Here is an 11,681-nt window from a genome sequence, read left to right as displayed (position 1 = left end):
CAGGCCGAGGAGGGCACCGCCCATCGCCTGGGCGGTGTTGAGGATGAGCGGTTCGGCGATGTTGGGAAGGACGTGCCGGGTGAGGATGCGGCGGCGGGGCACGCGCAGCATGCGGGCGGCCGCGATGTAGTCCGACCCCGCGACGGTCGCCGTCATGGTGTGGGTGAGCCGGGCGAAGGTCGGTGCGAGGGCCACGCCGATGCCGAGCACGGCGCCCTGCGCGCCGAGACCGGCGACGACGGCGGTGAACATGGCGAGCAGCAGGGTGGGGAAGGCCACCAGGAGGTCGACCACGGCGACGACCGCGCGGCCGGCCGGTCGCGGCAGGATCTGCGGCAGGGTGCCGAGGAGGATTCCGGAGACGGTGCCGATCAGGGTGGCCAGGAAGGCCAGGCCCAGGGTCAGCCGGGTGGCGACGAGGGTCCGGGCCAGCAGGTCCCGGCCGAGGGCGTCGGTGCCTAGCAGGTGTGCGGACGAGGCTCCCTGGCTGATCTCCTTGGGGTTGATCTGGTCTGCGGCGTCCTGCCAGATCGGCGGGCCGACGACGGCGAGGAGGACCATGAGGGCGACGAGTACGGCGCCCAGCAGACCGACGGGGTTTCTCAGCAGGCGGCGCATCAGCCCTCCCTGCGGGTGGCGGCGGACGGGGTGGACAGGGTCGACTTGGGATCGAGGATCCCGAGCAGGATGTCGACGAGGAAGTTGACGACGAGGACGAGCGCGCCGTAGACGAGGATCATCGCCTGCGCCACGGGGTAGTCCTTCTGGGTGATGGCCTCGACGGTGCGCAGGCCGAGACCGGGCCAGGCGAAGACGTTCTCCACCAGGACGCTTCCGGTGATGAGTCCGCTGAGCAGCAGGCCGCCCATGGTCAGGGTCGCGGTGAGGGTGTTGGGCAGCAGGTGCACCGCGTACAGCCGCCAGGCGGGCAGCCGCTTGGCGTGGGCCAGGCGCATGTAGTCGGTGTCCAGTTCGCGCAGGGTCTCCACCCGGGCCAGACGGGCGATCATCGCCGCGGGGGCGATGGCGAGGGCCGTGACGGGGAGCACGAAGGAGGCGGGCCCGGTCAGGCCGGCCGGCGGGAACAGGCCGAGACCCAGGGCGAGGACGAGCAGCAGCGCCAGCCCGTAGAGGTACTCGGGGATGGCGACGGCGGCACCGGTGAGGGTGGTGAACGCGGTCTCGGTGCCGCGCCGGCGTCCGTTGTGGGTGCGGACGGCGGCCCACAGGCCCAGCGGTACGGCCACGGCGAGTGCGACGAGGGTGGCGAGGACCGCGAGGGCCAGGGTGTTGGGCAGGCCCTGGCCGATGAGGTCGGTCACCGGCTGGGAGGAGAAGAACGAGGTTCCGAGGTCGCCGGAGAACAGCTGCCGGACGTAGTGGGTGAACTGGCTGGGCAACGGCTGGTCAAGCCCGAGTTCGCTCCTGCGCTGCGCGACGAGTTCCTTCGGCGCGGTGGGGCCGAGCATCTGGCGCAGCGGGTCGCCGGGGATCAGGTGGATCATCGCGAACGACGCCACGACGAGCACGGCGAGGGAGCCGGCCAGGCGCAGCAGCTGTCGCGCGAGGAAGAGCGGGGTCAGGCGCCGGACCCGACGGCGTGGTGCGGCGGCCGGGGTCGTCTCGTGCGGAGTGGGGGCATCGGTCCTGGTGGTCACTTCCGGCCTCCCGTCATGTGGATCGACGTCGCGTCGAAGAGGCCCGAGGTGATGCGGAAGGTGGCGTTGTGGGCGGCGACCGTGACGGTCTTGTCGACGACGGGAACGATGTCGCCGCTCTCGAACAGTGCGTGCTCCGACCGGTCCCACAGGGCACAGCCGGCGGTGCCGGGCAGCTTGCTCGCCTCTGCGGTGAGCTGCTCGTACGACGTGTTGGTGAGGTGGGCGAAGTTGCCGCCGTCGGGGGTGAACGGGCCGGACAGCGTGCCGAGCAGCTGGGTGGGCAGGGTGACGCCGAGGGGAGCCCAGTCCACGTCCCAGTCCTGGGTGACCGCTTCGACCTCGCCGTAGGCGGCGTCGGACACGGCCCGCAGCCGGACGTCGACGCCGACCTTCTTCCACGCCTCGGCCAGGTACTCGGCCGCGGCCGCCATCGTCTCGCCCGACGACGTGCCGTAGAGCATGCGGATCGTGAGTCGCTTCCCGTCCTTCACCCGGAAGCGGTCGGGGCCCCGGCGCCAGCCCGCGGCGTGGAGCGCCGATCCGGCCGCCTGGGGGTCGAAGACGGGCAGGTGACCGGTGACGGTGTCGCCCGGGCAGGGCTTCGGGTCCGTGACCAGGCCGGTGGGGGTGCGGCCGGTGCCGCCGGTGGCGATCGCCCCGAGCGAGTCGAGGTCGACGGCCTGGAGCAGGGCCTTGCGGACGGCCGGGTCGCTGCCGGGGTGGCCCGTGCCCTGGTGGAAGAAGAACTCCTGGGTGCCGTTGGCCTGGACGGTGGTGGTGACGCCGGGGATGTTGGCCACCCGGGCACGGTCGGGGCCGGCCAGCTGTGCGCCGTTGAGCTGGTGGGAGAGGAGCAGGTTGGCGGCCGTCGACTCGCTGCCGACGACCTTGAGCACGACCGAGCCGGGCATGGCGGGGTCGGCGGTGGTCGCCCCGGCCGGTCCCCACGCGTAGTCGTCGCGCTTGGCGAAGGTGTAGCTCTGGTTGGGTTCGGCGGAGGTGAGCCGGAAGGGGCCCGATCCGGAGGTGCCGCTCGCCAGCAGGGCGCGGTCCTTCAGACCCGCACCGCAGACGATGAAGAGGTAGCGGGTGCTCTGCAGGATGAAAGCGAAGGGTTCGGGCGTCGACAGCGTCACGGTGCGGGCGGTGTCGTCCGCCTTCGCGGTGAGTCCTTCGGGGACCACGACGCCGTACGCGGGCGACTTGGTGGCGGGGTCCGTGATGTGGGCGACGTTCGCGGCGACGGTGCTCGCGGTCACCGGGCTTCCGTCGGCGCAGGTGACGCCGCGGCGCAGGGTGAAGGTGACGGAGGCGGGCCTGACGTCCCACTTCTCGGCGAGTCCGGAGACGATCCGGCCGTCGGGCCCTGTGTGGACCAGGGTGTCGTACGCCAGCGACAGTGCGGTGTACGTGGTCGTGTTCTGGACCTGGGCCGGGTCGAGCAGTCCCGGGTCGCTCTTGATCGCGTAGCTGAAGGCGTCGCCGCCGGACGACCCGGCCTGCGCGACGCTGCCGCAGCCGGCCGCCAGCAGTGACACCGCGAGACAGGCGGAGATCGCCTTGGCTCTTTTCATCGGGGGCTTCATAGGGGGACTCCTTGGAGCGGGAGAGTTGCCCCACAGTCGCGGCTCGTGGCCGGAAATGATTCAGTCGGGGCGACGAAAGCCGCAGGGCTCGTTGGGTGGGGGATCCCAAGCCGGGCGACGGCCTTGGAGACGTGTCGGCCCCGGACCGCGGGGGATGCGGTCCGGGGCGTGGCGTGTCCGTACGGAGGGCTGGCGTGCACGGGGTGGCTCGGCGCGGCGTGGCTCGTTCAGGTTCCGGCGCGGAGGTGGTCGACGGCGGCCCGGGCGGCGCGACCGATCGCACGGTCGGCGAGGGGCTGCCGCGTGGCCGCGGTCGACGTACGGAGGAAGACGCCCACGGCGTACCGCTTGCCGTCCGGGTACTCGATCACGCCGGCCTCGTTGCGTACGGCGAAGTCGGTGCCCGTCTTCCCGGCGAGCCGCACGCCCGGTTCGGGGAAGCCGGAGACGAGCCGGTGCTGCCAGACCTGTCGGCCCATGATGTCCCGGACCTCGGCGCAGGCGCTCGCCGGCCCGGCTTCGTCGCGCCAGATCGCGGAGAGCAGCGCGGTCACCTCGCGCGGGGTGCTCGACGGGCTGCTGCCGGGAGCACAGGCGCGGAGGGCGAGGAGTCGTTCGTCGGGGATGCCCGTGAGCTGGTCGTCGAGGGAGCGGTCCGGATCGAGCCCGAGCTCCCGCCGGATGTCGTCGTCCAGGGCGGCGCAGGAGGAGAACCCCAAGCCGGGGAAGCCCAGGTCGTCCAGTGTCGCGCGGACGCGGTCGGGTCCGACGACGTCCAGGAGCAGGTCGGTGGCGGCGTTGTCGCTGATCGTCATCATCATGAAGGCGAGGTCGCGGGCGCTCATCTCGACGTCGTGGGCGCAGCCGTCGGTGCCGCTGCCGCCCGCCCGGTAGGCGGAAGTGACGGTGTGGCGCCGGGCCGGGTCGAGTTCCCCGGCCGCCGCCTGCCGGGCGTACTCCAGGGCGATGGGGATCTTGAAGACGGAGGCGAGTACGACCTGGGTGTCGGCGCCGTGGCCGAACTCCGCTCCCGTGTCGAGGTCGCGGACGTGCAGGAAGCCTTCGGTCCGGGCCTGCGCGAAGACGGACGAAAGCGTGGTGTGGACCTGGGCGGCGCCGGCCGTCCGCGCGGCTGTGGTGGTCATGTCGTCTCCTCGGGTGCGGTGGCGCGCGGCATCCGGCGCAGGTGGTCGACGGCGGTCCGGGCGGCGCGGCCGATCGCGGCGTCGGCGGCCGGGTTGCGGCCGCCGAGGGCGGAGGTGCGCAGGAAGACCGCGACGGCGTAGCGGCCGCCGTCGGGGTACTCGACGACGGCGGCTTCGTTGAGGACGCCCCACAGGGAGCCGTTCTTGGCCGCGACGCGGACGTCGTCGTCGAAGCCCGCGGCGAGGCGGTGGACGGACAGCTGATGGCTCATGAGCTCACGGACCTCGGCGCAGGCTGCGGCGGGGCCGGCCCGGTCGCGCCAGATCGCGGTCAGCATGGCGGTGATCTCCCGGGGCGTACTGGACGCCGAACGAGTCGGGTCGAGCATGGCGAGACGCCTGATCCGGTCCTCACTGACGTGGTCGAGCTGGGCGTCGATGTCGCCGCCCGGGTCGAGGCCGAGCTCCTCCCAGACCGGGTCCCACAGCTCGCGGTAGCGCCCGACGGGCAGGTCGGGGCAGCCGAGTTCGGCGGCGACGGCACGTACCCGGTCCGTGCCGAGGATCTCCATGAGCTTGTCGGTGGCCGCGTTGTCGCTCATGGAGAGCATGAAGAAGGCGAGGTCGCGGGTGCTCATGGTGACGTCGTACCGGCAGCTGTCGGTGCCGATGCCGCCGCCCTCGCGGTTGGCCTCGGTGACGGTGTGACGGGCGGCCCGGTCGAGGGCTCCGGCGGCCGCCTGGCGGGCGTAGGCGACCGCGACGGCGATCTTGCGGATGGAGGCGACGATGACGGGGGCGTCGGCGCGGAAGGCGACCTCACGGTCACCGCCTTCGCCGTCACCGTCGATGTCGCGGGCGTGGACGAAGCCCTCGACTCCGGCCTCGTCGAAGACCGTGTGGAGGGCCGAGGTCGCCGCGTCTGCGGTGGAGGGTGGTGCCATGGGGATCCAATCCTGCGGAGATCAGCTGGTCTTGGGGGTGGCGCGGCCGCTGTAGTGGAGGTACGAGGGGCCGTCGGCGCGCCGCTCGAACACCACCGCGTCCCAGATCGAGTCGCCTTCGTCGCGGCCGACGAACGTGGTCGCGTCGACGGCGACGAGGTCGAGGGTGCGGGACCGGGCGAGGCCGACGAGGATGCCCGTGGGTTCGGTACGCAGGCGCAGCCCGCCCTCGTGCGCGGTGACGTGGATCCTGCTGCCGGCCCGCTCGTACACGCCGGTGAAGGGTTCGGTGTCGACGTGGACGGGCGGCTCGGGCGGCGCGAGGGGAGCGGGGACGTCGATCGCGTGCAGGTCCCCGAGAAGTTCGGTGACGAGACGGTGCTGGAACTCGACGCTCCGGCCGCCGTTGATCAGCGCGGCGACGACCGTTCCCAGCTCGGGCAGGACCCAGAGCGCGGCGTGCTGGCCGATGGTGTCGCCGGTGTGGGAGACGACCCGGTGGCCGCCCCACTCGTCCAGGCTCCAGCCGATGCCCCACTGCCGCCCGCCGGCGTGCGGATTGGGCAGATCGACCTGCGCCTGTCGCAGGGCAGCGGGGTCGGCGAGGAGCGCTCCGGGGGTGAGGTGGGCGCGTCCGAAGGCGACCACGTCGGCGGCCCGCGCGCAGATCAGTCCCGCGGGGCCGACAGACCGGGGCAGTCCCCACTGCGGCACCACGGCGCCGTGCTCGTCGTGGCCGACGGCCGCGCCGAAGCGCAGGACGTCCTCCGGCAGCGTCCAGGTGTGGGTGAGCCCGAGCGGGTCGCAGATCTGCTCGCGCAGGGCCCGGTCCCACACCTTTCCGGTGAGCTGCTCGACGACACGGCCCGCGATGACGAAGCCGGAGTTGCAGTACGAGTGGGAGCCCCCGACGGGGAAGGTCTGCTCCAGGCCGGCGCACGCCTCGACGTATCGGCGCAGGCAGTCGTCGCCGCGCCCGGTGTCCAGGAAGAGGTCGCCGTCGATGCCCGATGTGTGGGTGAGCAGGTGGCGCAGGGTGATCGCTTCCGTGGCGCGGGGGTCGCCCACCCGGAACTCCGGCAGGATCTCCGCGACGGGGGTGTCCAGCGCGACGCGGCCCTGTTCGACCAGGAGCATCAGCTGGGTCGCGGTCCACACCTTCGTGATCGAACCGATCTGGAACAGCGAGTCGGTGCGCGCCGGCGCCCCGGTCGCGGTGTTGAGGACGCCCGTGGCGCACGCGTACAGCTCACCGCCGTACCAGAAGGCCATGCTCGCGCCAGGCGCCCCGGAGTCGGCTGCGAGCACCGCGAGGCGGCTCGTCCAGTGCTCGATGTCGGCCTTCACGCTCGCCCTCCGGGGGTTCGATGTGTCTGGTTGCGGCTCGGTGAGCTTGGCCGAAAGCGTACGCACGAAGGCTCCGGCAGGGTTCGTACGGCGATACGAACGTGCAGGTCGGAGCTTGTCCCGGCGGACGACTCCGGGGGCGGTCGGCGTTCCTAGGGTGGCGTGCACCGAACGTACGAGGAGACGAGACGACGATGCCGCTGATCGACCGCGACGACTGCGCCCTGGTGATCATCGATGTGCAGACCGATTTCTACCCGCCCCACCGCCTCGACGTGGACCGGCAGCGGTTCCACGACATGGTGCGGCGCATCGCCTGGATCACGTCCGTGGCGGACCGCCTGAAGATCCCCGTCGTGGTGACCGAGGAGGACCCGGCGGCCGGCGGCCACACCGTGCCGGAGATCCGCGAGGCGCTGCCGGCCAAGGCGGTCACGCTGCCGAAGAACGCCTTCGCCGTGTGGGACAACCCCGACATCGCCGCCGCGATCGAGGCCACCGGACGCACGACGACGGTCCTGGTCGGCATCGAGACGGACATCTGCGTCGCTCATTCGGCGATCCAGCTGCACCGCGCGGGCAAGCGCGTGGTGGTCGTGGACGACGCCGCGTACTCCCCCGGTCAGGCCCACGAGCGGGGCCTGCGGCGCCTGGCGGGCCGGGGCATCGAGACCCTCTCGACGAAGGAGCTGTTCTACGACTGGGTGCGCACCATCCAGGACGCGGACGCCTTCCACGACACGCACGCGGACCTGACGGTCCCGCCGGGCGTCCGCCTCTGAACGAGGGAGCTCGACGAGGCAGCTCTCAGTCGCGCCTGACGGCGGCGGGGCCAGGGCCTTCGGGACCGGCCCCACCGCCGTTCCGTGTGCCCAGCAGGCGCAGCTGCAGCATCGCGGCGAACCTGGCCGACGGGTCCTGGAGGTCGATCTCGCCGACCTCGGCCACCCGGCGGATCCGGTAGCGGAAGGTGTTGGGGTGGACGAACACGCTCGCCGAGGCGGTGATCACGTCCCCGAAGGCGTCCAGCCAGGCCCGCAGCGTCTCCACCAGGTGGGCGTTGTGCTTGGCGTCGTACGCGACGAGGCGGGCGAGGGGGCCGGAGAGCTCGTCGCGGTTGGCGACGGCCAGGTCCCGCATCTCCAGGAGCAGGGCGTCGACGTACACGTCGGCGATCGAGGCGACGCGCTTGCCGGTACGGCCGGTGAACAGCACGCGCAGGGCCCGGTCGGCGTTGGCCCGGGACCTCGGGAGCGCTGCCGGCTCCTCGGCGACCGAGCCGATCCCGATGACGGCGCCGGTGCGGTCGCCGGTGCGCTGGAGGAAGTTCTCCGCCACCTGCAGGGCGCGTTCCCGGGCGTGGGCGCTGTCGCCGGGGACGGGGAAGAGCGCGTACGCCACGTCGCCGAGCAGTGCCACGGCGGAACGCGGCTGTACGGCGGTGAGGTGCACGGCCAGGGCGGCGGCCAGGCGCTGGCGCTCGGCCGTGACGTGGGCGTGGTCCTCGCCCTGCTCGGGCGCGAGCCCCATGGCCATGACGAGGGCGGGTTCGTCGACGAGGCCGAGCCGGCCGAGGGCCTCGACCGCCCCTGCCCCGCCTTCGAGCGCGGTCGTGACGAGGTCGGCCCGCAGCCGGTTCTCGGCGTCCGTACCGGCCCGGAAGCGGAGCATGTGGAGGGCGACGAGCTTCGCCGCCTCCAGGAACGCCTTCTCCCGCTCCGGGGTGAGGGGCTTGCGCAGCGCGGCCCATACCGAACCGAGGAACTCGTCGCCGGCGCGCACGGCGACGGCGACCCGGGGCAGCGCCACCTCGTCGCCGAGGGTGGGCGCGGGCACATGGACCAGGCCCTCGCTGCGGTACAGCTCCTTGAAGACGCCGTGCTCCTCGTGGTGGCGCAGATAACGCTCGGGGACCTGGCGGGCGAGGATGCTCTCCACCCGCGGGGCGTCCGCCTCGTCCTGCCGTCCGGAGAAGGCGAGGATGCGGGAGCGGCGGTCCTCGATGGTGACGGGGGCGTCGAGCAGGGTGGCGATGGCATTGGCCAGCGCGAAGAGGTCCCCGGACGGCACCCCGCCCAGCGTCTGCTCCTCGCCTTCCCTCGCATGGCCCACGTCCCCTTCGGCAAGCAGGGTGCGCAGCATCGCGGCCAGCTGGGCCCAGGAGGCGCCACGGGTCAGGGCGAGCAGCGCGACGCCGGTCTCGTTCACGACGGGCCCGAGCTCGTCGGCGTCGTCGACGGGGCCGCGCACGACGAGGGCGGTGGCGCCGAGCGCGGCGAGGTACCGCAGCAGCCGGCCGGTCTCTTCGGCGCCGTGGACACCGACGCCGAGCACGATGGCACGCTCCGGGTAGTGCTGTTCGTCGTACGGATCGTGGATGCCGACGCCGCCGATCTCGCCGACCGCGTCGGGATCGCCGTACAGCAGGTCCAGGAGGGTGTGGCCGAAGTCCTCGAGCACCCGGCCGAGGCTTCGGGCGGGGTGCGTCGACATGTGCCTGATCATCTCCGCAGGTTAGGACTCGCGCAGCCCTGCGATGTGGTGCGTGCGGACGAGGATACGTCAGCCGGTTCGTTCGCCGGTACGAACGGCGCGGGCAGGGCTGGGCACCGGGCGCCAGAGGCGGGCGACGGCGGCTTCGGCGAGGGCGTCGGTCGAGTCGACCAGCGGCAGCACGCGGGATGCCGGCGAGCTGATCAGCGGTATCTCGGTGCATGCGGCGACGACCGCCTGGGCACCCCGCTCCCTGAGGCTCTCGGTCGCGGCGGTGATCCAGCGCTCGGGCCCGGCGGGGTCGGCGCCGCCCTTGACCGCGCGGATGGCGGCATCCACGTACTCGTCCTGGACGACGTCGGGCACCTGGACCACGTCGAGCCCGAGCCGGGCGCCGGCCCGCTCGTACAGCCCGGTCAGCCGCGTCCCCCGGGTCGCCAGAACGCCCACGCGCTCAAGTCCGGGCGTACGGCGCGCCGCTGCCTCGAGGGCGGCCCTGATCATGTCGAGGACCTCGACGCCGGTGGCCCTGGACAGCTGCTCGACGTAGGCGTGCGCGGTGTTGCAGGGGACGGCGATGCAACTGACTCCCGCACGCTGAAGCCAGCGGGCCCCCTCGACGAGGGCGGGAACGGGCGAAGGCCCTTCCCCGAGCAGCGCCGCCGTCCGGTCCGGAACGCCCGGGTCCGCCCACATGAGGACGGGCAGATGTGCCTGGTCGGAGGTCGCCGGGGTGCGCTCGACGAGCCGCCGGTAGAAGTCAGCCGTGGCGAGGGGGCCCATCCCGCCGAGGATGCCGAGGGTCGGGCGGGTGACGTGACGCATGCGGGCGGCCTTCCGTACTTTCCCGCTGTCGTCCGCGGGGTCTCGACGCGATCGTCGCCCGATCGGGCCTGCGGGATGTCGTCGCCGACACCAAAAGGTACGGCCCGGATTGGTGCGGGCCGCCGGAGCGCCCCGCTCCGGGCGGCGGGTTCGGTCGAGCGGACGAAATGACCGCCCCAGACCTGTGACGCGGACCGAACGCCTGCGCCCGGGCGCCGATTTGACTGACCTCCGGCCCCGCCCCTGCCTGCCGCGGCCGGGCTCGCTGATCGTCGACACGAAAGTCCACCATGCACACGTACGACCCTGCCCTCACCGACCTCGTGCTCGCCGCCCTGCGCGACCGGCTCCTGAACCGGCCCGCGCTCAACCACCCGGGAGAGGGGGACAAGCTCGAAAGCGTCCTGGCCGGGCTGATGGGCCCCGAGGGAAACGATCCGGCGGAGGTCCTGCGGCTGTGGACCGAGCAGTTGGCGCCCACCGTGATCGCGGTCGACAGCCCCCGCTTCCTGTCGTTCGTCCCCGCCGCTCCCACACAGGCCGCCGCCCTCTTCGACATGCTCGTCTCGTGCTCGTCGATCCAGGGCGTCTCATGGCTCCTCGCCTCCGGCCCCATCGCCGCCGAGAACCAGGTACTGCGCCTGCTCGCCGATCTCGCGGGCATGCCGGCCGAAGCCGGCGGGTGCTTCGTCTCCGGCGGCTCGGCCGGGAACCTCTCCGCCCTGGTGACCGCGCGCGACACGGCCCGGCGCCGCCGGGGCCTCGGTCCGTACGAGCGCGTCAGGTTCGCCGTGTCCGACCAGGCCCACTCGTCCATCGGCAACGCCCTGCGCATCATCGGCGTCGAGCCGTTCGTGGTGCCGACCACGGGCCACCGCCTGACCGGTCCAGCGCTGCGCGCGGCGCTCCTCGCCGACGCGGACCCGTCCGACGTCATCGGAGTGGCGGCCACCGCCGGCACGACCAACGCCGGAATCATCGACGACCTCGCGGGAATCGCCGTCGTAGCCCGTGACTTCGGCCTCTGGTTCCACGTGGACGGCGCGTACGGGGGCGCCGGCCTCCTCGCCCCGAGCGTCCGGGAGCGCTACCGGGGCATCGAGCACGCCGACTCCCTCGTCATCGACCCCCACAAGTGGCTGTTCGCCCCCTTCGACTGCGCCGCCCTCCTCTACCGCGAGCCACGCCTGGCCAGGGCGGCCCACACCCAGGACGCCTCCTACCTCGACGCCCTTCACACGGACGACGACACCCGGTGGAACCCGAGCGACTACGCCCACCACCTGAGCCGCCGCGCCCGCGGCCTCCCCCTGTGGTTCTCCCTCGCCGTCCACGGCACCCGCGCCTACAGCGAGGCCATAGAGAAGGCCCTCACCCTGGCCCGCGCCACCGCCGCCCTCATCCGGAACACCCCGCACCTCGAACTCGTCCGCGAACCAGAGCTGTCCGCCGTGCTGTTCCGCCGGATCGGCTGGACCGCCGAGGACTACACGGAATGGTCCGCCCGCCTCCTCGCCGGCCAGACCGCGTTCGTCGCGCCGACCGGCTGGGAGGGCGAGACCGTCGCCCGGTTCGCCTTCCTCCACCCGGAAACCACCCTCGAGACGGTCGGGGAGGTCGTCGGAACGATGGCGTGAAGGCGGCCGCGTGAACGGCTGGAAGCCGGCCTTCTTGTGTGCA

10 protein-coding genes are annotated in these 11,681 nt (G+C 72.7%); 2 read left to right on the top strand and 8 right to left on the bottom strand.

Features of this window, described 5'->3' with window-relative positions; translation table 11 throughout:
- The 6 genes from ABZ318_RS24270 to ABZ318_RS24245 form a co-directional block, all read right to left on the bottom strand.
- On the bottom strand, positions 1-618 hold a 618-nt coding region (locus tag ABZ318_RS24270), incomplete at its 3' end, for an ABC transporter permease subunit (RefSeq protein ID WP_356904568.1).
- A complete protein-coding gene (locus ABZ318_RS24265) occupies positions 618-1,658 on the bottom strand; it encodes an ABC transporter permease (RefSeq protein WP_356904567.1) in 1,041 nt (346 codons plus the stop codon). The genes ABZ318_RS24270 and ABZ318_RS24265, both read right to left, overlap by 1 nt.
- Positions 1,655-3,247, bottom strand: a complete 1,593-nt coding sequence (locus ABZ318_RS24260) for an ABC transporter substrate-binding protein (protein ID WP_356904566.1) — start codon at positions 3,245-3,247, stop codon at positions 1,655-1,657. The genes ABZ318_RS24265 and ABZ318_RS24260 overlap by 4 nt, the downstream gene beginning before the upstream one ends.
- A gap of 227 nt (positions 3,248-3,474) precedes the next feature.
- Positions 3,475-4,392 (bottom strand): serine hydrolase, encoded by a 918-nt coding sequence (locus ABZ318_RS24255; protein ID WP_356904565.1) that lies wholly within the window; start codon positions 4,390-4,392, stop codon positions 3,475-3,477.
- Positions 4,389-5,336 carry a serine hydrolase gene (locus ABZ318_RS24250; RefSeq protein WP_356904564.1) on the bottom strand — a complete coding sequence of 316 codons (948 nt, stop codon included), beginning with the start codon at positions 5,334-5,336 and terminating at the stop codon, positions 4,389-4,391. The genes ABZ318_RS24255 and ABZ318_RS24250 overlap by 4 nt, the downstream gene beginning before the upstream one ends.
- Before the next feature lie 21 nt (positions 5,337-5,357).
- The gene (locus tag ABZ318_RS24245; protein WP_356904563.1) at positions 5,358-6,683 is read right to left on the bottom strand and encodes a serine hydrolase domain-containing protein; all 1,326 of its coding nucleotides are present in this window, start codon (positions 6,681-6,683) and stop codon (positions 5,358-5,360) included.
- 194 nt (positions 6,684-6,877) lie between these two features.
- Here ABZ318_RS24245 and ABZ318_RS24240 point away from each other — a divergent pair, with 194 nt between their 5' ends.
- Positions 6,878-7,465 (top strand): isochorismatase family protein, encoded by a 588-nt coding sequence (locus ABZ318_RS24240; RefSeq protein WP_356904562.1) that lies wholly within the window; start codon positions 6,878-6,880, stop codon positions 7,463-7,465.
- A 25-nt stretch (positions 7,466-7,490) separates the two neighbouring features.
- Here the strand turns inward: ABZ318_RS24240 and ABZ318_RS24235 are convergent, their stop codons facing one another.
- Together ABZ318_RS24235 and ABZ318_RS24230 are read right to left on the bottom strand one after the other, a co-directional pair.
- A complete protein-coding gene (locus tag ABZ318_RS24235; RefSeq protein WP_356904561.1) occupies positions 7,491-9,176 on the bottom strand; it encodes a helix-turn-helix domain-containing protein in 1,686 nt (561 codons plus the stop codon).
- A 69-nt stretch (positions 9,177-9,245) separates the two neighbouring features.
- Positions 9,246-10,001: an amino acid racemase gene (locus tag ABZ318_RS24230; protein WP_356904560.1), complete on the bottom strand. Its 756-nt coding sequence runs from the start codon at positions 9,999-10,001 to the stop codon at positions 9,246-9,248.
- Positions 10,002-10,291: 290 nt separating this feature from the next.
- Between ABZ318_RS24230 and ABZ318_RS24225 the strand changes: the two genes are divergently transcribed.
- Positions 10,292-11,638, top strand: a complete 1,347-nt coding sequence (locus ABZ318_RS24225; RefSeq protein ID WP_356904559.1) for a pyridoxal-dependent decarboxylase — start codon at positions 10,292-10,294, stop codon at positions 11,636-11,638.
- The last annotated feature ends 43 nt before the right edge of the window (positions 11,639-11,681 follow it).

This window comes from Streptomyces sp. NPDC006197 (assembly GCF_040613865.1).
Taxonomy (GTDB): domain Bacteria; phylum Actinomycetota; class Actinomycetes; order Streptomycetales; family Streptomycetaceae; genus Streptomyces.
The sequence above is the reverse complement of the archived record's forward strand: the minus strand, read 5'-3'. Positions and strand labels throughout refer to the sequence as shown.